Here is a 23,247-nt window from a genome sequence, read left to right as displayed (position 1 = left end):
CCCCTCCCACAGTTGATTTGTGTTGTCAGGTATTAAGCGCCAGGCAACGCCAGCTGCGGATTGACGAAGTCAAACGCCGCCAACGCAAACCCTTGCTCATCCACCTGCAACGCCCAGCCCTGCTTGTCCCAATCCCCCAGCACAATGCGCTTGGCCGCCTGTTCGCCAATCTGCAGCTTGTGGATCGCCGGGCGGTGGGTGTGGCCGTGGACCAGGGTACGCACGCCGAACTGCTGCATTACTTGCGGCACTTCCTCGGGGGTGACATCGACAATGTCGTTGGCCTTCATGCGTGTTTGCGCACGGCTTTCACTGCGCAGCTTGCGCGCCAGCTTGTGGCGGGTACGCAGGGGCAAGTGGCGCAGGATAAACAGCACAATCGGGTTACGCAGGATGCGCCGCAGCTTCATATAGCCAAGGTCGCGGGTACAGAGGCTGTCGCCGTGCATCAACAGCACGGGTTCGCCATAAAACTGCACGACACTCGGGTCCTTGAGCAAGGTTGCGCCTGCCGCTCTGCAGAACGCCTTGCCGATCAGGAAATCACGGTTGCCATGCATGATGAAAATCGGGGTGCCGCTGTCGCTCAGCTCGCGTAGAGCCTCGCAGATGGAACGCTGGAAGGGGGTCATGCCATCGTCGCCAATCCAGGCTTCGAAGAAGTCCCCCAGAATGTACAACGCCTGGGCGCCACGGGCGCGGCCGTGGAGCAGATCCAGAAACGCCCGGGTGATGTCCGGGCGTTCCTCTTCCAGATGCAAGTCTGAAATCAGCAATATCACGCTTCGATGATCTCGGCTTTCTCGACGATCACGTCTTCGGCTGGAACGTCTTGGTGACCGGCTTTGGAGGTGGTCGATACGCCTTTGATCTTGTCGACAACGTCGGTGCCTGCGGTGACTTTACCGAACACGGCGTAGCCCCAACCCTGCACGTTCTTGCCGCTGTGGTTCAGGAAGGCGTTGTCGGCCACGTTGATGAAGAACTGCGCGGAGGCCGAATGCGGCTCCATGGTACGGGCCATGGCGACGGTGTACTTGTCGTTGGAAAGGCCGTTGTCCGCTTCGTTCTGGATGCTTGGGCGCTTGTCTTTCTTTTCTTTCATGCCAGGCTCGAAACCGCCGCCCTGGACCATGAAGTTGCCGATGACACGGTGGAAAACGGTGTTGTCGTAGTGGCCGGCCTTCACGTATTCGATGAAGTTGGCGACGGTGATCGGCGCTTTTTCGGCGTTCAGCTCGATGACGATCTCGCCGTGGTTGGTGGTCAGTTTGACTTGAGTCATGTTCACTACTCTTTCAGGAAATTCGTGGGTTTGAGCGCCGGGGCGCCTTACCGGTTTGGCGAAACTGCGGCCAAGGCGCGCAGTTTAGCGTGCCCGGCGGGAATTTCGAGGTGGTTTTTTACCGCCTGTGCAATAAATCCAGCAGTTTTTGAGCGCACTCTGTCAGCAGCTTGACAGCATCAGCTATGATACGGCCTTTGTTTTATCTGGCCCCAACCGGCCACGAACCTGTCTGTTCAAGGATCCTATGAGCAAGCCCACTGTCGACCCTACCTCGAATTCCAAGGCTGGACCTGCCGTCCCGGTCAATTTCCTGCGCCCGATCATCCAGGCGGACCTGGATTCGGGCAAGCACACGCAGATCGTCACCCGGTTCCCGCCAGAGCCCAACGGCTACCTGCACATCGGTCACGCCAAGTCGATCTGTGTGAACTTCGGCCTGGCCCAGGAGTTCGGTGGCGTCACGCACCTGCGTTTCGACGACACCAACCCGGCCAAGGAAGACCAGGAATACATCGACGCCATCGAAAGCGACATCAAGTGGCTGGGCTTCGAATGGTCCGGTGAAGTGCGCTACGCCTCCAAGTATTTCGACCAGTTGTTCGACTGGGCCGTCGAGCTGATCAAGGCCGGCAAGGCCTACGTCGACGACCTGAGCCCGGAGCAGGCCAAGGAATACCGTGGCACCCTGACCGAGCCGGGCAAGAACAGCCCGTTCCGCGACCGTTCGGTGGAAGAGAACCTCGACTGGTTCAACCGCATGCGCGCCGGTGAGTTCGCCGACGGCGCCCGCGTGCTGCGCGCCAAGATCGACATGGCCTCGCCGAACATGAACCTGCGCGACCCGATCATGTACCGCATCCGCCATGCCCACCACCACCAGACCGGTGACAAGTGGTGCATCTACCCGAACTACGACTTCACCCACGGCCAGTCGGATGCCATCGAAGGCATCACCCACTCCATCTGCACCCTGGAGTTCGAAAGCCATCGTCCGCTGTACGAGTGGTTCCTCGACAGCCTGCCGGTACCGGCGCACCCGCGTCAGTACGAATTCAGCCGCCTGAACCTGAACTACACCATCACCAGCAAGCGCAAGCTCAAACAACTGGTCGATGAGAAGCACGTGTTTGGTTGGGATGACCCGCGCATGTCGACACTGTCGGGCTTCCGCCGTCGCGGTTACACCCCGGCGTCGATCCGCAATTTCTGCGACATGGTCGGCACCAACCGTTCCGACGGCGTGGTCGACTTCGGCATGCTCGAATTCAGCATCCGCCAGGATCTGGACGCGAACGCCCCGCGCGCCATGTGCGTACTGCGTCCGTTGAAAGTCGTGATCACCAACTACCCGGAAGGCCAGGTCGAGAACCTCGAACTGCCGCGTCATCCGCAAAAAGAAGAACTTGGCGTGCGCAAGCTGCCGTTCGCCCGTGAAATCTACATCGACCGCGATGACTTCATGGAAGAGCCGCCAAAAGGCTACAAGCGCCTGGAGCCGAATGGCGAAGTGCGCCTGCGCGGCAGCTATGTGATCCGTGCCGACGAAGCGATCAAGGACGCCGACGGCAACATCGTCGAATTGCGCTGCTCCTACGATCCGGACACCCTGGGCAAGAACCCTGAAGGCCGCAAGGTCAAGGGCGTGGTTCACTGGGTGCCGGCCGCGGCCAGCATCGAGTGCGAAGTGCGCCTGTACGATCGTCTGTTCCGCTCGGCCAACCCTGAGAAGGCCGAAGACAGCGCGAGTTTCCTCGACAACATCAACCCTGACTCCCTGCAAGTACTCACTGGTTGTCGTGCCGAGCCATCGCTTGGCGACGCACAGCCGGAAGACCGTTTCCAGTTCGAGCGCGAAGGTTACTTCTGCGCGGATATCAAGGACTCGAAACCAGGTCATCCGGTATTCAACCGTACCGTGACCTTGCGTGATTCGTGGGGCCAGTGATTCTGTTTAAGGAACTGTCGTGCTAACGATCTACAACACACTCAGCAAGACCAAAGAAGTCTTCAAGCCGCTCGATGGCAACAAGGTGCGCATGTACGTGTGCGGCATGACCGTGTACGACTACTGCCACATCGGCCATGGCCGCAGCATGGTTGCCTTCGACCTGGTGACCCGCTGGTTGCGTTTCAGCGGCTATGACTTGACGTATGTGCGCAATATCACCGACATCGACGACAAGATCATCAACCGCGCCAACGAAAACGGCGAGTCGTTCGACGCGCTGACCGAGCGCATGATCGCCGCGATGCACGAGGATGAGGCGCGCCTCAACATCCTCAAGCCGGACATGGAGCCACGTGCCACGGACCACATCCCTGGCATGCACGCGATGATCCAGACCCTGATCGACAAGGGTTACGCCTACGCCCCAGGCAACGGTGACGTGTACTACCGCGTCGCCAAGTTCATGGGCTACGGCAAGCTGTCGCGTAAGAAGATCGAAGACCTGCGCATCGGCGCGCGCATCGAAGTCGACGAAGCCAAGCAGGATCCCCTCGACTTCGTGCTGTGGAAAGCCACCAAGCCCGGCGAGCCGAGCTGGGAATCGCCATGGGGCGCCGGGCGTCCGGGCTGGCACATCGAATGCTCGGTGATGTCCACCTGCTGCCTGGGCGACACCTTCGACATTCATGGCGGCGGCAGCGACCTTGAGTTCCCGCACCACGAAAACGAAATCGCCCAAAGCGAAGCCGCGACCGGCAAGACCTACGCCAACGCCTGGATGCACTGCGGCATGATCCGCATCAATGGCGAGAAGATGTCCAAGTCCTTGAACAACTTCTTCACCATCCGCGACGTGCTGGAAAAGTACCATCCGGAAGTGGTGCGTTACCTGCTGGTGTCCAGCCACTACCGCAGCGCCATCAACTACTCGGAAGACAACCTCAAGGACGCCAAGGGCGCCCTGGAGCGGTTCTACCACGCGTTGAAAGGCCTGCCAGTGGTTGCGCCTGCCGGTGGCGAAGCCTTCGTGGCACGCTTCACTGAAGTCATGAACGACGACTTCGGCACCCCCGAAGCCTGCGCTGTGTTGTTCGAAATGGTGCGCGAGATCAACCGCCTGCGCGAGAGTGATCTCGACGCAGCGGCGGGCCTGGCGGCACGCTTGAAAGAGCTGGCCAGCTTACTGGGCGTGCTGCAGATGGAAGCCGATGACTTCCTGCAAGCCGGCGCCGAAGGGCGTGTGGATGCGGCGCAAGTGGAGGCGCTGATCCAGGCGCGTCTGGCTGCTCGTGCAGGTAAAGACTGGGCGGAATCCGACCGTATCCGCGACCAACTGACCGCGATGGGTGTGGTGTTGGAAGATGGGAAGGGTGGGACTACTTGGCGGTTGGCTGATCAGATTTGATCGTTGATTGCTGAATGAAAAACGCCCCGACTGGTTCGGGGCGTTTTTTTGTCTGTACTCAGGCATGTGACTTTGAACAACGGTCCTGTGCACCAACAATTAAATGCCCTCCAACAAACGGCACTGGTTTTTCGGAAATATTCAGATAGTGGTTAATTGCTCGGGAAATTTCTGCGATCCAAATGTGGGAGGGGCCTTGCCGGATGAATCGACGATACGTTCGTCGATGCGGGTCATGCGCCGCCGCCGATGACAACGATATTTTTATCCATCGTGTTTTTTAGTGCTGTATTAATTGAGATTGTGCACGGAGAAGTAGCTTGCCTAGCGTATCAATTGATTGCGTGGTGAGAGTTAGAGTAGGTGAGTCCCAGTCATAGTCTTTGACGACCTTTATTTGGAAGTGGCCTTTTGCATCGAATGAAGGAAACCAACCTACGTCAAGTAAGAAACCGTCCGGATACTCAACCTGAAGCATATCCTCCTTCAAGTTATGTACTTGATCCTCAATCGCAGAATCCTCCAGCAAAGAAAGCTCATCATAGGTAATGTTGCCTTGTATGAAGCCTAACGAGATCATTTTGTTAATCTCCTGAATTCTTGCTCCGAAATAGGATGGCAGCGCCTTGACGTGATCCTGGGAAACAGTGGGGTAGAAGGTGATTTGGTACGGCTGATTTCGATCACACTCGGTGATTTCGAGGATGCCGCCGGGGCCGATGGTCCGATGCAGCGGCGCGCCCATCGGGCTGCCATCCGCCGCAATGGCTTGGAGCATCACTGGCGTATTGCCGATCGGCACGAAGCGGGTGCTTTCGAACATATGCACCAGGGTCAGCGAGCCTTGGGCACTGCACATGGCGACCGTTTTACTGGGTGCCTTGGACGAAACCGGCGCGACCAGCTCTACCTCGTCTGCCACCTTGAAGACCTGCTCGACCTTCAGCGCCGAACCGCTCCAGAAGCTTTCGGCCCAGGCATCAAAGGTGTTCAGGCAATTACGGAAGTCGCCGAAGACGCGCTCACTATCCGGCGCGTTGGGATCCATGGGGGCCAGGACAAGGCTGGCAATGACGGGAATCAAGAGGCAGCCCCGGCAGGCAGGGCCTTAACGAAAAAAACCATCTGCAATCCCTCGCACTGTGTGATCAGGCGAAGGACTTTGCAGAGGTTTTCAGGGGGAAGCTGTAGAGCTTATCCGGCGCTTATGTGGGAGGTTTCGGTAAATCGTGAGACCGCTAAAAACTAGGATTTGACTCCCGCCCGATCCTGTTTTTAGATGTTCGCCACGACCAAACCCACGACAAAAACGGCAGCGACTCAAATGGATTGTATTTTCTGCAGCATTGTCCGCAAAACCTCCCCAGCCCATATCCTGTGGGAGGACGAACATCACATGGCGTTCCTGTCGATTTTCCCCAATACCCCAGGCTTCAGCGTGGTCATCCCCAAGCAGCATTACGGCAGTTATGCCTTTGCGCAGTCGGATGAGGTGCTGGCTGATCTGATCGTGGCCACCAAGAAAACCGCCTTGCTGATCGACCGGGCGTTTCCCGATGTGGCGCGTACGGGGATGATGCTGGAAGGGTATGGGGTCGATCATCTGCATGCGAAGTTGTTTCCCATGCATGGGACTGGGCAGGACAGTGCGTTCAAGCCGTTGAGCTCGAAAGTGGATAAGTTTTTTGAGGCTTATGAAGGCTACATCTCGTCCCACGATCACGTGCGGGCGGATGATGCTGAACTGGCAGAACTGGCCGAGCGAATCCGATCTTTCGCCTAGTGCAGTTCCAAATGTGGGAGGGGGCTTGCCCCCTCCCACAGTTTTGACCATGTTTTCTACAGGAATCAGCGGCGGCTGCTGACCTCGGCCGGGACATCATCCCCAGCCATACGCTTGCGAAACAGCGCGGTACGCGCCAGCAGCAATGTAGTCACCGGCACGGTGATCGCCAACAAGATCGGGATCAGCCAGCCGTGCAACACCGGCGCGGACTTGAGTGCCGAAAAGTAGATAATCGACGCCAGTGCCACGCACCATGCGCCCAATGTGGAGGCCAGTGCTGGCGGGTGCATGCGCTGGAAAAAGTCCTTCATGCGCAGCAGCCCAACGGCGCCAATCAGCGCAAACACACTGCTTAATACCAGCAGCACAGCCACGACGATTTCCATCCATAACGGCATCATTCAATCACCTCCCCACGCAGCAGGAATTTGGCCAGGGCAAACGAGCCGACGAAGCCGAACAGTGCGATCAGCAGCGCCGCTTCAAAGTAGGTGTCACTGGCATACCGAATGCCCAGCACCAGCATCATCAGCATCGCCAGGATGTACAGGTAGTCCAGCGCCAGGACCCGGTCCTGGGCCGATGGGCCTTTGAACAGGCGGATCAGGGTCAGCACCATGGCCAGGGAGAACAGGAACAGGCTGAACAGGATCGCATTGGAGAGCAGGGCGCTCATTCGAAGATCTCCATCAATGGCCGTTCGTAGGCGCTTTTGAAATGTTCGATGAAGGCCGCTTCGTCATCCAGGTCGAAGACGTGCAGCAGCAGGATGCTGCGGTCCAGGGCCAGTTCCGACCAGATGGTGCCGGGCACCACGGTGGTGATCATCGACAGGGCGGCAAGGCCGTTGGCGTCACGCAGGTCGAGGGGGATCTTGATGAAACGCGAACGCGGTGGGCGCGAGCCGCACGTCAGCACGCCCCAGGCCACTTGCAGGTTGGAGACGATCACATCGCGGCCCACCAGGAAGAACAGGCGGATGATCACACCGGGGCGGCGGACGCGGATCGGCAGCGGACGCAACGGCGCCATCAGCAGCGGGGCAAGCACCCCCAGCGCAGCACCCAGCAGCAGATGACCAGGGCTGACGGACAGGTTCAGCACGAGCCACAGCACCCACAATGCCAGGGACAACCACGGGGCAGGAAACAGGCGCTTCATGGTTGCACCTCCAGGGCGGCCGCTTTGGCTTCAGGGCTGGGCACTGGGCGCGTGGCCATGACCGCCATCACGTAGGCTTCCGGGTTGTTCAGGCTGACAGCGGTGGCCTGGGTGTAGCGCATCAGCGGCTCGGCCTTGAAGGTCAGCAGGATGCTCAGGCCCAGCAGGAAGAAGATCGGCACGCACTCATAGCGACGCAGCAAGGGCGATGGGCGTTCTTCCGGTGTCCAGAAACGCTGGATACCCAGGCGGGCGAACGCGATCAGCGAGGCCAGGCCGGACAGGATCAGCAAGGCCATCAGGCCCCACGCTGCAGGTCGGATCGGGCCTTCCAGGCCGCTGCCCAGGCCCAGTGGATTGACCAGCGCACTCAACAAGCTGAGCTTGCCGATAAACCCGGACAGCGGCGGCATGCCGATGATCAGCAGGGCGCAGGCGACAAAGCTCAAGCCCAGGAACGCCATGGTCCACGGAATCACTTGGCCGACCACGGCCTTTTGCTCGTCATCGAGGTTCACACCGGGACGCGGATGCAGGGATTCCATGGCTTTGGGCAACGCATCGATTTCTTCATCCAGCGGCAGGTCATTGGCCGAACGCGAACGCTCGATCAATTCGGCCAGCAGGAACAGCGCACTCAAGGCCAGTGTGGAGCTGACCAGATAAAACAGCGCGCCTGCGGTCAGGCTCGGCTGGGCAAACCCGACCGCCGACAGCAGGATCCCGGCTGACACCAGGATACTCAGGCTGGCCATACGTTCCAGGCGTTGCGCCGCCACCATCGCCAGCGCCGCGCAGACGATAGTCGCCATGCCGCCGTACACCAGCCAGTCGCCACCAAATAGCGCCGAAGCGCCGGCCTGGCCGGAGAACAGCAGCGTCCACAGGCGCAGCACGGTGTACACGCCAACCTTGGTCATGATCGCAAACATCGCCGCCACCGGCGCGCTGGCCGAGGAATAGGCGGGCGCCAGCCAGAAGTTGAGCGGCCACATGCCGGCCTTGGCCAAAAACGCTGTCGCCAGGATTGCCGCACCGGCATGCAGCAGGCCGCGATCGGCCTCCGGTACCAGCGGGATTTTCAGCGCCAGGTCAGCGAAGTTCAGCGTGCCGGTCACCCCGTAGATCATCGCCGCGCCAATCAGGAACAGCGACGACGCCAGCAGGTTGATTGCGATGTAATGCAGCCCCGCCGACACCCGCGCACGGCCGGAACCGTGCAGCATCAAACCGTAGGACGCCGCCAGCAGCACCTCGAAGAACACGAACAGGTTGAACAGGTCGGCGGTCAGGAACGCGCCGTACAACCCCATCATCTGCACCTGGAACAACGCATGGAAACTGGTGCCCGCACGGTCCCAGCGGGCCATGGCGAACAGCAGCGCGCTCACGCCGATAATCCCGGTGAGCACCAGCATCAGCGCCGACAGTTGGTCCACCACCAGCACAATGCCGAATGGCACCTGCCAATTGCCCGGCAGGTACACGCCAATCGAACCGGGGCCGCCTTTTTGCGTCCAGTACAGCAGCAACACGGCGACGCCCAGGCCGATCACGCTGGAGAACAGGTTGATCCTGGCTTTGAGCGGGCGGCGCTTCTCGCCGAGCATCAGCATCAGCCCGGCGGTCAGCAGCGGCAGCAGGATCGGCGCGACGATCAGTTGATTGACCCAATTCATTCCTTGGGCTCCCGGCCGTCCACATGGTCCGTGCCGGTCAGGCCACGGGAGGCCAGCAGCACCACCAGGAACAAGGCGGTCATGGCAAAGCTGATCACGATGGCCGTCAGCACCAAGGCCTGTGGCAGCGGGTCGGTGTAGTTGAGCAGGTCTTGCGGCACGCCGTCCTTGATGATCGGCTCCTTGCCGATAAACAGGCTGCCCATGCTGAAAATGAACAGATTGACCCCGTACGACAACAGGCACAGGCCCATCACCACCTGGAACGTCCGTGGCCGCAGGATCAACCAGACGCCGGAGGCCGCCAGGACCCCAATGGCAATTGCGATGACTTCTTCCATCAGGCGGCTCCTTCTGTGGCGGCAACGGCTTTGGCCTGGTTGCTCGGTTTGTGCGCGCGCACCGACTGGTGACCGAGGGCGGTGAGCATCAGCAAGGTCGAGCCGACGACCATGGCGTACACGCCGACGTCAAAGAACAACGCACTGGCGACATGGATATCGCCCAGCAGCGGCAGGCTGAAATGCCAGGTGTGAGTGGTGAGGAACGGGTAGCCGACAAACAGCGCGCCGAGCCCGGTGAGCGTGGCGGACAGCAGGCCAAAACCCATCCAGCGCATCGGCCGCAGGCTCATCTGCGCCTCGACCCACTGTGTACCGGCGACCATGTATTGCAGGATAAAAGCCACCGACATCACCAGCCCGGCGACAAACCCGCCGCCCGGTTGGTTGTGGCCGCGCATGAACAGGTAGAACGACACCACCAGCGCAATCGGCAGCAGCAGGCGCACCAGCACCGCCGGCACCATCATGAAGCCCAGGGCGGTGTCGCTGGCCTGGCGCGGGTTGACCAGGTCGGTGGCCACGTCCGGCGCCAGTTGGCGCTGTTGGGCAGGCAGTTGCATGCTTTCCTTGGACGGGCGGAAGCGGCGCAGCAGGGCGTACACCGTCAGCGCCACGGCGCCGAGCACGGTGATTTCGCCAAGGGTATCGAAGCCACGGAAGTCCACCAACATGACGTTCACCACATTGCTGCCGCCGCCTTCGGGCAGGGCGCGGCTCAGGTAGAAGGAGGAAATATCGTTGGGCGTCTGGCGGGTCAGCATCGCATAGGACAGCAGCGCCATGCCGCCACCCACTGCGGTGGACAGCAGGAAGTCACGCAGGCGGCGAATGCGCGCCTTGCGCAGCGAGCTTGGCAGTGGCGAGACTTCCTCGATCCGCCGTGGCAGCCAGCGCAGGCCAAGCAGGATCAGCACCGTCGTCACGACCTCGACCACCAGTTGCGTCAGCGCCAGGTCCGGTGCCGAGAACCATACAAACGTCACGCAAGTGACCATGCCGCACACGCTGACCATGGTCAGGGCCGCCAGCCTGTGGTACTTGGCTTGCCAGGCGGCGCCGAGGGCACAGGCAATCGCCAGCAGCCACAGGGTGACGAAGACGATGGAGCCGGGGATCTTCGGGCGGTCGCCCCAGCTGAGGCCACTGTTGAGCATCGGGATCATGGCGCCGATCACCGCGACGATCACCAACAGGAACAACTGGGTTTGCAGGCGCTTGGTGCTGATGCGTTTTTCGATTTTGCGCACGCCGCGCATCATCACCACCAGGCAGCGCTCGAAGCCGCGCTTGCCATTGAAGTAGCCCACCAGCGGCGGGTACTTGAAGCGCCCGCGTTTAAGTTGTTTGCGCAACATCAGGTAGAGCAGCACGCCGCCGGTCATGGCCACCAGGCTCATGATCATCGGCGCGTTCCAGCCGTGCCAGATGGTCAGGCTGTACTCGGGCAGCACACCGCCGACCACCGGCAGTGCGGCAGCCGCAAGGATCGAGCCGACCACCTGGGCCGGGAAAATCCCCACCAGCAGGCAGGTGAACACCAGCAACTCGACCGGGGCACGCATCCAGCGTGGCGGTTCGTGGGGCGTGTGCGGCAGGTCGGTGGCGGGCGGGCCGAAGAACACATCGACGGTAAAGCGCAGCGCATAGGCCACGCTGAAAGTGCCGGCGATGGTCGCGATCACCGGCAGCGCTATTTCCACCCATTTTGTCGCCGAGATAAACACCGTTTCGGCGAAGAACATCTCTTTGGACAGGAAGCCATTGAGCAACGGCACGCCGGCCATGGAGGCACTGGCCACCATCGCCAGGGTCGCGGTGAACGGGATCAGGCGCACCAGGCCGCTGAGCTTGCGGATATCGCGGGTGCCGCTTTCGTGGTCGATGATGCCCGCCGCCATGAACAGCGAGGCCTTGAAGGTGGCGTGGTTGAGGATATGGAACACTGCGGCGACGGCGGCCAGCGGGCTGTTGAGCCCCAGCAGCAAGGTGATCAGCCCGAGGTGACTGATCGTGGAGTAGGCCAGCAGGCCCTTGAGATCGTTTTGGAACATGGCGCAGTAAGCGCCGAGGAGGAGGGTGAGGGCGCCGGCGCCGCCGACGATCCAGAACCATTCTTCGCTGCCCGACAGCGCCGGCCACAGGCGGGCCAGCAGGAACACGCCGGCCTTCACCATCGTCGCCGAATGCAGATAGGCCGATACCGGCGTCGGTGCGGCCATGGCGTGGGGCAGCCAGAAGTGGAACGGGAACTGCGCGCTTTTGCTCAGTGCGCCGATCAGCACCAGGGCCAGCATCACCGGGTACAGCGCATGTGCGCGGATCTGATCGCCCGCCGCCAGTACCCGGTCCAGGTCATAGCTGCCGACGATATGCCCCAGCAGCATCACCCCGGCCAGCAGGCACAAGCCGCCCGCGCCGGTGACCATCAGCGCCATGTAGGCGCCGCGTCGGGCATCGGCGCGGTGGTGCCAATAGCCGATCAACAGGAACGAGAACAGGCTGGTCAGTTCCCAGAAGAACACGATCTGGACCAGGTTGCCGGAGATCACCAGCCCGAGCATGGCGCCCATAAAGGCCAGGAAAAACGCGAAGAAGCGCGGCACCGGGTCATCTGGCGACATGTAGTAGCGCGCATACAACGCCACCAGCGAGCCGATGCCGAGCACCAGCATCGAGAACAGCCAGGCAAACCCATCCATACGCAAGACGAAATTCAGGCCGAGGCTGGGCAACCACATGAATTCTTCGCGGATCACGCCACCGTGGGCGATCTGGGGGTAGAGCAGGGCGACTTGAAGAGTGCCGACCAGGGCCACAAGGCCGGCCAACAGGGATTCGGTGTTACGTGCATTGTGCGGCAGCAAGGCCGCCAGACAGCTGCCAATGAATGGCAGAAGCAGTAGAACTATCAGGGACATAGGCTTCTAATCTGCGGGAGTTTGGGATGCATCATACGTGCCGCTTTGTTGATCACCAAACGGCAAGATGTGGCAGGATCCTACAAGGTAGGATGAAAACTCCTATTTGGCACTGTTTCAAAATTCGCAGAATTGGAATGCCGACCCCTGTGGGAGCCGGGCTTGCCCGCGATGGCAATATTACAGGCACCACAGTATCTGGAGGCTATCCCTGACGCTTTTGTTCCAACGCATCGGCCAAGTCAACCGCCTTCTGCCCCTTGGTCTTCATCTCACTCACAATCACCGCCACCACAATCAACGCCGCCCCCAGCATCGCAATCGGCGGGAAGCGCTCGCCGGCAATCCGCCCGACCACCCCAGCCCACACCGGCTCACCGGCATAGATCAACGTGGCCCGCGTCGGTGAAACGCTCTGTTGCGCCCAGTTCATCGCGACCTGGATCACCGCGCTGGTCAAGCCCAGGCCCACCGCACTGAACAGCAGCAACCACGAGAACCCCGGCAGCGCCTCACCCATCGGCACCACCATCAGGAACGACAGCAGTGACGCCGTGGCCAGTTGCACCACCGTCACCCGGCGTACATCCACTTGACCTGCAAATGCGCTGATCAGGATGATTTCTGCTGCAATCGCAATGGCACCAATCAACGTAGCGATTTCACCGGGGCTGAAATTCAACGAAGCCCCCGCTGGCCCGGTCAACAACATCAACCCGGCAAATGCGAGCATGATGCCAATGCTCGGCATCAACCCAGGACGACGGCCCAGGACCAACCATTGCAACAACGGCACGAACGGCACATACAGCGCGGTGATAAACGCCGACTGGCTGCTCAGGATCGTTTGCAGGCCGATGGTCTGCAAGCCGTAGCCAAACATGATCGCCACACCGATAAACACCCCGGCCTTCAATTCAAACAGGGTCAGGTCGCGCAAGGTGCGCAGCGAGAAGAAGCCCACCACAATGGCCGCCGCCGCAAAGCGCAGGCCCACGAAAAACATCGGGCCGCTCACCGTCATGGCGTGCTGTACCAGCAAAAAGGTGCCGCCCCAGATCATGGTGATAAACACCAGGATGCATTCGGCTTTGCTGAAACGGTTGAAACGCGAAGGGGTTTTGGCGGTGGTCATGGCAGCTCGGTCTTGCACAGGGAAAGGCACGGACCGCACAATGCGCCGCACGCTGGGCAGTATACTGCGCACACCCACCCATTGAGCAATATAGTGCACAAAGAAAATCCACAACGGGCTTCGGTCCTGCAGCACGTCAGCCAGAACGTTCGTCGCCTGCGCCACGCCGCCGACCTGAGCCAGACCGCGCTCTCGGAAAAGTCCGGGGTCAGCCGGCGCATGCTGGTGGCCATCGAGGCCGGGGAGAAGAACGTCAGCCTGTCGACCCTCGACCGTGTGGCCGAAGCGTTGGACGTGGCGTTCAGCGACCTGATCCAGGCGCCGGACGTACGCGATCACAGCCGCATCAACGAACTGGCCTGGGCCGGTGAAATTGCCGGGAGCAAAGCGGTGTTGCTCGCCAAGGCCACTGCACGCCGCGAGGTTGAGCTGTGGGAGTGGCGCCTTGAACCCGGCGACCGCTATTGCCCGGACCCCGACCTGGAAGGCTGGAGCGAGCAACTGTTTGTGTTCGAGGGCAACCTGACGCTGGTGATCGGCGACCAGGAAAACACCATCGGCGCCGGCGAGTTCTTCATGTTCGCCAGTCACCAGCACCACGTTTATCGCAATGACGGTGACGTGGCCGTGCGCTTTGTGCGCAACGTGGTGATCTAACTGTCTGCCTGGCAACAGTGGATGCACATTTTGCTGGTTTGCAACCGCGCTCAACCCCTGCTTTTCGCGGCAAACTACTGATTTTACTGACGATTAAATTCAGGCACGACTCCTGCAATCACTCCGATATTCCCTCGGAGCCTGGAGTCGGCCCATGTCAGCCCACCCTCAACAACCTGCCCATATCATCCGCTCGGACGCGGAGGCCATCGAGGTCGCCACGCGCCTGGCCGAGCGTTTTGCGGTCGACGCCAGCGTGCGTGACCGCGACCGCCGCTTACCGGTAGCCGAACTCGACGAATTCTCGGCCAGCGGCTTGTGGGGCATCACCGTTCCCAAGGCCTACGGCGGCGCTGGTGTGTCCTATGTGACAGTGGCTGAAGTGATCAAGTTGATCTCCGCCGCCGACCCGTCATTGGGGCAGATCCCGCAGAACCACCTGGGTGTGGTGGACATCCTGCTGCAAACCGCCACCGAGGAACAAAAGCTTCATTACTTCGGCAAGGTGCTGGCGGGTTATCGCTTCGGCAATGCCTTTTCCGAGGCCAAGAGCAAAAACGCCGGCACCTTCGACACCCAGATCCGCTTTCATGGCGACACCGCGCAAATCAACGGCGAGAAGTTCTACTGCACCGGCGCGTTGTTCGCCCATATCGTGCCCACCGTCGGTAATAACGAAAAAGGCCAGGCGTTTATTGGTCTCGTCGAACGCGACGCGCCAGGCCTTACCGTGATCGACAACTGGGACGGCTTCGGCCAACGCACCACCGCCAGCGGCGGCGTGACCCTCGACGGCGTGACCGTGCCCCTGAGCGCGGTGATCCCCGCCCACCTGGCGTTCGACCAGCCCACGGCCGACGGCCCGATTTCGCAGATCATCCAGGCGGCGGTCGACACCGGCATTGCCCTCGGCGCCCTCGAACAGGCCAAGATCTATGCCCGTCAATCGCGACCGTGGATCGACAGCCAGCAGGATCACGGCTGGCAGGACCCGTTCACCATCGCCGCCATTGGCGATCTGGAATGGCGCGTGCACGGCACCGAAGCGATCCTCGCCAAGGCCGGTATTGCCGTGGACCAAGCCCTCGCTGAACCGAATGAAGACACCGTCGCCAACGCCTCGCTGATCGTCGCCCAGGCCAAGGTGCTGTCCGCCGAAACGGCGTTGCTCGCCAGCAGCAAACTCTTTGAACTGGCCGGCACCCGCTCGGTCACCGCCAAGCACAACCTCGACCGCTTCTGGCGCAACGCACGCACCCACACCTTGCACGACCCGGCCCGCTGGAAATACCACCTGATCGGCAACTTCGTGCTCAACGGCGTGAAGCCTGCGCGCCACGCCTGGAACTGAGGAACCTGACCCATGACTGCCTTGAATCTCGCACGCCAACTGCTGGACAGCACTCGCCGCCATGTCGAAAAAAGCGACGACCCCTATGTGATCAGCCGCTTCGGCGACTTGCAGATCCGCGTCGACGTGGCCGCTGCCTTGCTTGAACGCGCCGACACCCACCCCAGCCCGGTCGCCGCCACCGAGGCGCAGATCGCCGCCGCCGAAGCACTGATTGCCGCCAGCAACGCCGAATTCGAACTGACCGGTCAACGTACTGCACTGCCGTCGACCGTCGATGACCCGCTGCGCTGGAAATACCAAGTCGTCGGCAACTACCACCTCAACGGAGTGCTGTGATGGCCCGTGAAATTCGTTTGAACGCCTTCGACATGAACTGTGTCGGCCACCAATCTCCCGGCCTGTGGGCGCACCCGCGTGACCGTTCGTGGCAGTACAAGGACCTGGAATACTGGACCGACCTGGCGAAAATCCTCGAACGCGGCAAGTTCGACGGTCTGTTTATCGCCGACGTGCTGGGCATCTACGACGTGTACAACGGCAACGGCGACGCGGCGATTCGCCAGGCCACCCAAGTGCCGGTCAACGACCCGTTGTCGCTGATCGCACCAATGGCGTTGGTCACCGAGCACCTGGGGTTTGGTCTGACCGCTTCGTTGTCCTTCGAGCATCCGTATCCGTTCGCCCGTCGTCTGTCGACGCTCGACCACCTGACCAAGGGCCGCATCGGCTGGAACATCGTCACCTCGTACCTGGAAAGCGGCGCCAAGAACCTCGGCCAGAAAGCCCAGACCGAACACGACGCGCGCTACGACTACGCCGAGGAATACCTGCAGGTTTGCTACAAACTCTGGGAAGGCAGTTGGGAAGAGGGCGCGGTCCTGCGTGACCGCGAACGACGGGTTTTCAGCGACCCGAGCAAAATCCACGAGATCCGCCACGTCGGCAAACACTTCCAGGTGCCCGGCATTCACCTGTGCGAGCCGTCGCCGCAGCGCACGCCGGTGCTGTACCAGGCTGGCGCGTCCAGCCGTGGCAAGCAGTTCGCCGCCGAGCAGGCCGAATGTGTGTTCGTCGCTGCGCCGTCCAAGGTGCTGCTGAAAAAGACCGTGGCCGACATCCGCCGTCGTGCCGCCGAGGCTGGGCGTGATCCGAAGAAAATCCTTATCTTCAACTTGCAGACGGTGATCGTCGACGAAACCGACGCCAAGGCTAAAGCCAAGTTTGACGAGTACAAATCCTACGTCAGCTACGAAGGCGCCATGGCGCTGATCTCCGGCTGGACCGGCATCGACTTCAGCCAGTTCAAACCGGACGAACCGCTCAAGCACGTGCACACCAATGCAATTCAATCGGCGGTGGAAGCCTTTTCCACGGCGGACCCGAACAAGGTCTGGACGCCCAACGAGCTGGCCGATTGGGTCGGTATCGGCGGCTTTGGCCCACTGTTCGTCGGCGGCCCGGAGACCGTGGCGGACCTGTTGCAGGAGTGGGTCGAAGAGACCGATGTGGACGGCTTCAACCTGGCCTATGCGCTGACCCATGAAGCCTTTGTCGACGCCGTGGAATGGCTTGTTCCGGAGTTGCAGAAGCGTGGCGTGTACAAGACCGAATACGCCCAGGGCACGTTGCGTGAGAAGTTGTTTGGCGACGGCGCGCGACTGGGCGCCAACCATCCAGGCGCCAGCTACCGCGATCTATCTGGTGCACAAAATTCCAATGTGGGAGGGGGCTTGCCCCCGATAGCGGTGGGTCAGTTAGAACACTCGTGACTGACACACTGCTATCGGGGGCAAGCCCCCTCCCACATGTTGATCTTAATTGCTTGATCTATTCCAGCCAGCGGACCACCGCACGCCCACCCCCCAATAGGAGCAATCCCCTATGAGCGTGCACGAACCAACGGCCTCTCTGGAGCAACTGCGCCACTGGTCGCAACTCACGCCGTTGCACATCGCCCTGCGCCACAAGCGCCAGGGGCAGTGGTATGCCTGGCGCTGGATCGACACCTTGCGCGACGTCGAGCGGCTGGCCGATGGTTTGCGCCAGCAAGGTTTCAGCGTCCAGTCACGCCTGGTGCTCAGCGGCGCCTTTGAGCCGAACCTGTTGCTGCTGGCGTTGGCGGCCCAGTCCGTCGGCGCACACGTGCTGACGCTGGCCGATAACCTTGAGCCGCAGGCACTGGAACAACACCTGTGGCGCATCCATCCCAGTCACGCCTACGTTCAAGGTCGCCAGTGCGATTGGGCGTTCACCCAGCGCTTGGATTTCGCCCAGTTACTCGGCCCCGTGGACCCGGCGCAACACCTGCAGCGCTGGTGGCAACCCACCGGCGAAACCGCGTTGTGGAGCGAGGAGGGTACCCACTGGCAGGGCGGCCTGGACGTCCTGCTGGAGCAATGGCTGAGCAGCGGCCACGGCCTGGCATTTCCGGAAAGCCTGGCCTCGGCGCAGCGTGATCGCGGCGAAGTCGCGCCTACCGGCCTGCTGCTGTCGCCCGAGCGGTTACAGCACTTGGCCGACGAGATCGAAAGCCGCCTGGCCCCCCACGGCACCTGGCGTCGACGCCTGTGCGACTGGGCCATCGCTCACCCCCAAAGCGGCCTGCGCCGGCTGCTGAAAAACCGCGTGAGCAAACTGCTGGGCTTCCAGCGCCTGGCCTTTATCTGGCAGCCCCTCAAATCCACGGCCGAGCCGGTGTGGCTGGCCGAATTCAAACGGGATATCGCATGAGTGACGCTATTCTCCAGGTGCGCGATATCTCGCTGTCATTCAAAGGGGTCAAGGCCATCAACGCCTTGTCTTTCGAGGTGCGGCGCGGCGAGATCTGCGCGTTGATCGGCCCTAACGGCGCCGGTAAAAGTTCGTTGCTCAACGTGCTCAATGGCGTGTATCGCTTTGACGCGGGCGAGATCGTTTTCGAGGCGCAACACTTCCACCGCATCGACCCCTTGGGGGCCGCACGCCGTGGCATTGGCCGGACGTTCCAGAACAACGCGCTGTTCAAGAAAATGAGCGTGCTCGACAACCTCCTCACCGGCCTGTCGCGGCATATGCGCAGCAGTGTTATCGAGCAGGCCCTCGGCTTGCCCCGTGCGCGACGTGAAGCCGAGGCCTTTCGCCTGCGTGGCCAAGCCATCCTTGAGTTTCTGGAGCTGCAAGCCCACCGCGATGTGCTGGTGGGCAACTTGTCCTACGGCCTGCAAAAGCGTGTGGAGCTGGGCCGCGCATTGATTGCCGGGCCGAGCCTGTTGCTGCTCGACGAACCCATGGCTGGCATGAACGCCGAAGAGAAACAGGACATGGCGCGCTTCGTCGCTGACGTGAACCGCGACCTCGGCACTACCGTGGTGTTGATCGAACACGACATGGGCGTGGTGATGGGCCTGTCCGACCATGTGGTGGTGCTCGACTACGGGCGCAAAGTCGGCGACGGCACGCCGGCACAGGTGCAGGCCAATCCCGAGGTGATCGCCGCCTACCTGGGGGCCGTGCACTGATGACCTTCTTCTTCGAAACCCTGCTCGGCGGCCTGCTCGCCGGCACCCTGTATTCCCTGGTCGCCATCGGCTTTGTGCTGATCTACAAAGCCAGCGGCGTGTTCAACTTTGCCCAGGGTGCGATGCTGCTGTTTGCCGCGTTGACCTTCGTCAGCCTGCACGACCAGGGCGTGCCGTTTGCCCTGGCGCTGCTGCTGACGGTGATCGTGATGATCGTCGGCGCGTTGCTTATCGAGCGCCTGGTATTGCGGCCACTGGTGAACCGTTCGCAGATCACCCTGTTCATGGCCACTTTGGGCCTGTCGTTCATTATCGAAGGCCTGGCCCAAGGCTTGATGGGCGCGCAAGTGCGTGCCCTGGACCTGGGCATCGACGACGTGCCGCTGTTTGTTGGCCCGCTGATGCTCAGTCAGTTCGACCTGATCGCCGCCGCGGCTGCCGTGGTGCTGGTGACGGTGCTCGCGCTGCTGTTCAACAAAACCCGCATCGGCGTGTCCCTGCGCGCCGTGGCGGATGACACCACGGCGGCGCTGTCCATCGGCATCAACCTCAACCGCATCTGGCAGATCGTCTGGGCGGTGGCTGGCATTGTCGGGCTGGTGGCCGGTTTGTTGTGGGGCGCACGCCAGGGGGTGCAGTTTTCGCTGTCGCTGGTGGTGCTCAAGGCTTTGCCCGTGTTGATCATCGGCGGCTTTACCTCGATTGGCGGCGCGATTGTCGGCGGGCTGATCGTCGGCGCGGCGGAGAACCTTGCCGAGGTGTATATCGGCCCGCTGATCGGCGGCGGCATCACGCCGTGGTTCGCCTATGTCCTGGCCCTGGCCTTCCTGTATATCCGTCCCGCCGGCCTGTTCGGCGAGCGCGCCATTGAGCGAGTCTGAAACCATGTCGATCCCTGTTGCTCAACAAACCGCGCCGTTATTGCTGGTCCCGCGACGAGTGCCTTGGGGCCTTTTCGGTCTGCTGGGGTTGGCCTTTGTGGGGGTGCCGCTGTGGGGCAATGACTATTGGCTCAATGCGATCCTGATCCCGTTTCTGGTGCTGTCGCTGGCCGGGTTGGGCTTGAACCTGCTGACCGGCTACACCGGGCAAACCTCGGTGGGTGCTGCGGGGTTCATGGCGGTCGGCGCCTTTGCGACCTACGGCTTCCTGCTGCGCCTGCCGGAGCTGGGGTTGCCGGTGGCGTTGCTCGGCGGTGGGATTATCAGCGCCTTGGTCGGCCTGGTGTTCGGGTTGCCCAGCTCGCGGATCAAAGGCTTCTACCTGATGGTCACCACATTGGCCGCGCAGTTTTTCCTGGAGTGGCTGTTCGTCAAGTTTTCCTGGTTCTACAACTACGGCTCGTCCGGGACCATCTCGGCGCCCAGGCTTGCGCTGTTGGGCCATGACCTCAACACGCCGCTCGGTCGTTACTGGCTGACGCTGGTCACGGTGCTGCTGTTGACCTGGGCCGCGGTGAACCTGGTGCGCAGCCAGGTGGGGCGCAACTGGATGGCGATCCGCGACATGGACACCGCCGCCGCCGTGGTCGGCATCCCGGTGGTGCGTTACAAGCGCCTGGCGTTTGCGGTCAGCTCGTTTTACCTGGGGATTGCCGGTGCGTTGTGGGCGTTCGCCTACCTGGGCACGGCCAGCGCCAGCAGCTTCGATATCAACCGTTCATTCCAGATCCTGTTCATCATCATTATTGGCGGCATGGGCAGCATCGCCGGCAACTTCGTCGGCGCGGCGTTCATCAGTTTGCTGCCGATCTTTCTCAGCCATGCCGGGCAGGCGTTATTCGGCGGTTCGGTGGACGCGGGGCAGTTGCAGAACCTGCAGAAAATCATCTTTGGCGTATTGATCATCGTGTTCCTGATCAAGGAACCCGAGGGCTTGATTCGCCTGTTGCACAACCTTCGCGACCGGCTGCGCCAATGGCCGCTACGTTTCTGACCTATAGAAGAGAATCTCCATGCGTGCATCCTTGAAACGATCCCTGGTCAGTGCGGCCTTTGCGTTGGCGGCGTTGTCCGCTGCCGCCCCCCAGGCGATGGCCTCGGCCGATCAGCAATTCTTCCCCCTGGCGACTTACCGCGTGGGCGCCTATGCGTCCAGCGGCGTGCAAGTGTGGGCCGGGATGATCGACTACCTGCGCTATATCAACGAGGTCGAAGGCGGCATCAATGGCGTGAAACTGGTGTGGCAGGAATGCGAGACCGAGTGGACGGCCGAGAAGGGCATCGAGTGCTACGAGCGCTTCAAGAATGGCCTGGACGGCGCGCCGGTCGCGGTGTACCAGCCCAACGGCGCGCCGGCCGCCTATGCGCTCAGCGAAAGGGCCGAGGTGGACAAAATCCCGTTGATCACCCTCGGTTACGGTCGCACCGAAGCCACTGACGGCACGGTATTCCCCTACAACTTCCCGGTGATGCTGACCTTCTACAGCGAGGCGTCGACGCTGGTGAACTACATCGCCCAGCGCGAAGGCGGCTTCGACAAACTCAAGGGCAAGAAGATTGCCACGGTCTACCACGACTCGGCCTACGGTCGTGAAACCCTCGGCCCGCTGAAGTTATTGGCCGAGAAATACGGCTTTGAAAATATCCAGATCCCGGTGGCCGATCCGGGCAACGAACAATCGGCGCAATGGCGCCAGGTGCGCCAGGCCAACCCGGACTGGGTGTTCCTGCGCACCTGGGGCGTGTCGACGCCGGTGGCGGTCAAGACCGCCGCGCGCTTCGGCTTCCCGGTGGACCACATCATCGGCGACATCTGGGCCAGTTCCAGCGAAGACGTCTTGCCGGCCGGTGCGGCCGCCAAAGGCTACCTGGCGCTGACGCCTTACCCGGCGGGTGCCGATTTCGAGATCCACAAGCGCCTCAAGCAATCGATCCTCGACAAGGGCAACAGCGACCTCAAGGACCTGAAGAACTTCGGCAGCGTCTACTACAACTCGGGCCTGGTGAACGCCGCCGTGGCGGTAGAAGCGATCCGCACCGCCCAGGCCAGGTTCGGCAAGCGTCCACTCAACGGTGAAGAAGGCCGTTGGGGGCTGGAGCATCTGAATATCGACGACGCCCGCCTCAAGGCCATGGGCTACCTGGGCCTGATGCAGAACGTCAAGCTGTCGTGCAGCGACCACGAAGGCGGCGGTTCGGCGCGGGTGCAGCAATGGGACGGCGCCAACTGGACGCTGGTCAGCGACTGGATCGCCGCTGACCGTGTGCTGTTGCGCCCGCTCATCGATGAAAAATCCGCCGCGTTCGCCAAGGAAAAAGGCCTGACGCCACGCACCTGCACCGGGGACGAATAAGCCATGAGCCAGCCCGCTGCTGAATCCGCCAGCCCGTCACTGCTGACGGTCGATGATATTGAAGTGATCTACGACGGCGCGATCCTGGCGGTGGCCGGGGTCTCGCTGAACGTGCCGAAGGGCGCGATTGTGGCCTTGCTCGGCGCCAATGGTGCCGGCAAGAGCACCACCCTCAAGGCCATCTCGGGTCTGGTGCGGGCCGAGCGCGCCGAGGTCAGCCGAGGCGTGATCGCGTACGCCGGCCAGGACCTGGCAGGTGTCGACCCCAGCCAGCGCGTGCGCCAGGGCATGGTGCATGTGCTGGAAGGGCTCCATGTGTTCGGCCAACTGACCGTGGAGGACAATCTGCGCAGCGGCGGCTTTGTGCGGCGCCTGAGCCGCAAGGACATGGAGCACGACCTGGAGCGCATCTACGCCTGGTTCCCCCGGCTCAAGACCAAGCGCCACACCCGCGCCGGCCTCACCTCGGGCGGCGAGCAGCAGATGGTCGCCATCGGCCGGGCGTTGATGACCCGTCCTACTTTGGTACTGCTCGACGAGCCCTCCATGGGTTTGGCGCCTATGATCGTGCAGGAGATTTTCGCGATCATCGCGCAGCTCAACCGCGAGCAGCAGGTGAGCTTCCTGATCGCCGAGCAGAACATCAATGTCGCGCTGACCTATGCGTCCCACGGCTACGTGCTGGATACTGGCCGCGTGGCCTTGAGCGGCAGCGCCGCCGAACTGCTGGCGCGGGGCGACTTGCATGATATTTATCTGGGTAAACAGTAAGGGCGAACC

22 protein-coding genes and 1 pseudogene are annotated in these 23,247 nt (G+C 61.6%); 13 read left to right on the top strand and 10 right to left on the bottom strand.

The genetic code is table 11. From position 1 onward, the window contains the following. Positions 1-32: 32 nt before the first annotated feature. Positions 33-782, bottom strand: coding sequence for a UDP-2,3-diacylglucosamine diphosphatase (gene lpxH, locus AB3G88_RS16325; protein WP_480450708.1), 750 nt, complete (start codon positions 780-782; stop codon positions 33-35). Continuing rightward, positions 779-1,285, bottom strand: coding sequence for a peptidylprolyl isomerase (locus tag AB3G88_RS16320; RefSeq protein ID WP_112195970.1), 507 nt, complete (start codon positions 1,283-1,285; stop codon positions 779-781). The genes lpxH and AB3G88_RS16320 overlap by 4 nt, the downstream gene beginning before the upstream one ends. Before the next feature lie 247 nt (positions 1,286-1,532). On the opposite strand from AB3G88_RS16320, the gene AB3G88_RS16315 reads away from it, so the two are divergent. Together AB3G88_RS16315 and cysS are read left to right on the top strand one after the other, a co-directional pair. Then, positions 1,533-3,233, top strand: a complete 1,701-nt coding sequence (locus AB3G88_RS16315; RefSeq protein ID WP_112195968.1) for a glutamine--tRNA ligase/YqeY domain fusion protein — start codon at positions 1,533-1,535, stop codon at positions 3,231-3,233. A 19-nt stretch (positions 3,234-3,252) separates the two neighbouring features. Continuing rightward, positions 3,253-4,641: a cysteine--tRNA ligase gene (gene cysS, locus AB3G88_RS16310; protein ID WP_480450705.1), complete on the top strand. Its 1,389-nt coding sequence runs from the start codon at positions 3,253-3,255 to the stop codon at positions 4,639-4,641. A gap of 619 nt (positions 4,642-5,260) precedes the next feature. On the opposite strand, the pseudogene AB3G88_RS16305 reads toward cysS, so the two are convergent. Continuing rightward, positions 5,261-5,725 (bottom strand): annotated as a pseudogene (locus AB3G88_RS16305) (type IV secretion protein Rhs); the annotation flags it as partial. A gap of 240 nt (positions 5,726-5,965) precedes the next feature. Here AB3G88_RS16305 and AB3G88_RS16300 point away from each other — a divergent pair. Further along, positions 5,966-6,424: an HIT family protein gene (locus AB3G88_RS16300; protein ID WP_112195960.1), complete on the top strand. Its 459-nt coding sequence runs from the start codon at positions 5,966-5,968 to the stop codon at positions 6,422-6,424. A 65-nt stretch (positions 6,425-6,489) separates the two neighbouring features. Here AB3G88_RS16300 and AB3G88_RS16295 read toward each other — a convergent pair whose 3' ends face one another. The 7 genes from AB3G88_RS16295 to AB3G88_RS16265 all read right to left on the bottom strand — a co-directional run bounded on the left by AB3G88_RS16295 (position 6,490) and on the right by AB3G88_RS16265 (position 13,664). Continuing rightward, on the bottom strand, positions 6,490-6,828 hold the full coding sequence (locus AB3G88_RS16295; protein WP_112195958.1) for a Na+/H+ antiporter subunit G: 339 nt from the start codon (positions 6,826-6,828) through the stop codon (positions 6,490-6,492). Continuing rightward, the gene (locus AB3G88_RS16290) at positions 6,825-7,103 is read right to left on the bottom strand and encodes a K+/H+ antiporter subunit F (RefSeq protein ID WP_005789171.1); all 279 of its coding nucleotides are present in this window, start codon (positions 7,101-7,103) and stop codon (positions 6,825-6,827) included. Before AB3G88_RS16290 ends, AB3G88_RS16295 begins: the two co-directional genes overlap by 4 nt. Beyond that, a complete protein-coding gene (locus AB3G88_RS16285; protein WP_480450702.1) occupies positions 7,100-7,588 on the bottom strand; it encodes a Na+/H+ antiporter subunit E in 489 nt (162 codons plus the stop codon). Before AB3G88_RS16285 ends, AB3G88_RS16290 begins: the two co-directional genes overlap by 4 nt. Beyond that, positions 7,585-9,267 (bottom strand): monovalent cation/H+ antiporter subunit D, encoded by a 1,683-nt coding sequence (locus AB3G88_RS16280; RefSeq protein ID WP_480450700.1) that lies wholly within the window; start codon positions 9,265-9,267, stop codon positions 7,585-7,587. The genes AB3G88_RS16285 and AB3G88_RS16280 overlap by 4 nt, the downstream gene beginning before the upstream one ends. Next, positions 9,264-9,608, bottom strand: coding sequence for a Na+/H+ antiporter subunit C (locus AB3G88_RS16275; protein WP_003192163.1), 345 nt, complete (start codon positions 9,606-9,608; stop codon positions 9,264-9,266). Before AB3G88_RS16275 ends, AB3G88_RS16280 begins: the two co-directional genes overlap by 4 nt. Continuing rightward, the gene (locus AB3G88_RS16270) at positions 9,608-12,529 is read right to left on the bottom strand and encodes a monovalent cation/H+ antiporter subunit A (protein WP_480450698.1); all 2,922 of its coding nucleotides are present in this window, start codon (positions 12,527-12,529) and stop codon (positions 9,608-9,610) included. Before AB3G88_RS16270 ends, AB3G88_RS16275 begins: the two co-directional genes overlap by 1 nt. A 205-nt stretch (positions 12,530-12,734) precedes the next feature. Further along, complete coding sequence (locus tag AB3G88_RS16265) at positions 12,735-13,664, bottom strand: DMT family transporter (RefSeq protein WP_099583265.1); 930 nt, start codon at positions 13,662-13,664, stop codon at positions 12,735-12,737. Positions 13,665-13,757: 93 nt separating this feature from the next. Between AB3G88_RS16265 and AB3G88_RS16260 the strand changes: the two genes are divergently transcribed. The 10 genes from AB3G88_RS16260 to AB3G88_RS16215 all read left to right on the top strand — a co-directional run bounded on the left by AB3G88_RS16260 (position 13,758) and on the right by AB3G88_RS16215 (position 23,238). Then, a complete protein-coding gene (locus AB3G88_RS16260) occupies positions 13,758-14,321 on the top strand; it encodes a helix-turn-helix domain-containing protein (protein ID WP_112195950.1) in 564 nt (187 codons plus the stop codon). Between the two features lie 154 nt (positions 14,322-14,475). Continuing rightward, a complete protein-coding gene (locus AB3G88_RS16255; RefSeq protein WP_112195948.1) occupies positions 14,476-15,672 on the top strand; it encodes an SfnB family sulfur acquisition oxidoreductase in 1,197 nt (398 codons plus the stop codon). Between the two features lie 12 nt (positions 15,673-15,684). Further along, the gene (locus tag AB3G88_RS16250) at positions 15,685-16,011 is read left to right on the top strand and encodes an acyl-CoA dehydrogenase (RefSeq protein ID WP_112195946.1); all 327 of its coding nucleotides are present in this window, start codon (positions 15,685-15,687) and stop codon (positions 16,009-16,011) included. Beyond that, positions 16,011-17,444 (top strand): LLM class flavin-dependent oxidoreductase, encoded by a 1,434-nt coding sequence (locus tag AB3G88_RS16245; RefSeq protein WP_480450695.1) that lies wholly within the window; start codon positions 16,011-16,013, stop codon positions 17,442-17,444. Before AB3G88_RS16250 ends, AB3G88_RS16245 begins: the two co-directional genes overlap by 1 nt. Before the next feature lie 112 nt (positions 17,445-17,556). Beyond that, positions 17,557-18,405, top strand: a complete 849-nt coding sequence (locus AB3G88_RS16240) for an AMP-binding protein (protein ID WP_480450693.1) — start codon at positions 17,557-17,559, stop codon at positions 18,403-18,405. Continuing rightward, complete coding sequence (locus AB3G88_RS16235; protein ID WP_099583271.1) at positions 18,402-19,172, top strand: ABC transporter ATP-binding protein; 771 nt, start codon at positions 18,402-18,404, stop codon at positions 19,170-19,172. The genes AB3G88_RS16240 and AB3G88_RS16235 overlap by 4 nt, the downstream gene beginning before the upstream one ends. Further along, positions 19,172-20,053: a branched-chain amino acid ABC transporter permease gene (locus tag AB3G88_RS16230; RefSeq protein WP_158876741.1), complete on the top strand. Its 882-nt coding sequence runs from the start codon at positions 19,172-19,174 to the stop codon at positions 20,051-20,053. Before AB3G88_RS16235 ends, AB3G88_RS16230 begins: the two co-directional genes overlap by 1 nt. Before the next feature lie 4 nt (positions 20,054-20,057). After that, positions 20,058-21,107: a branched-chain amino acid ABC transporter permease gene (locus AB3G88_RS16225; RefSeq protein ID WP_480450690.1), complete on the top strand. Its 1,050-nt coding sequence runs from the start codon at positions 20,058-20,060 to the stop codon at positions 21,105-21,107. A gap of 19 nt (positions 21,108-21,126) precedes the next feature. Then, positions 21,127-22,467: an ABC transporter substrate-binding protein gene (locus AB3G88_RS16220; protein WP_400529479.1), complete on the top strand. Its 1,341-nt coding sequence runs from the start codon at positions 21,127-21,129 to the stop codon at positions 22,465-22,467. Between the two features lie 3 nt (positions 22,468-22,470). Next, positions 22,471-23,238, top strand: a complete 768-nt coding sequence (locus AB3G88_RS16215) for an ABC transporter ATP-binding protein (RefSeq protein WP_480450688.1) — start codon at positions 22,471-22,473, stop codon at positions 23,236-23,238. The last annotated feature ends 9 nt before the right edge of the window (positions 23,239-23,247 follow it).

The sequence above is a fragment of the Pseudomonas arvensis genome (genome assembly GCF_056688935.1).
This window is presented reverse-complemented; position numbering and strand designations above follow the sequence as displayed.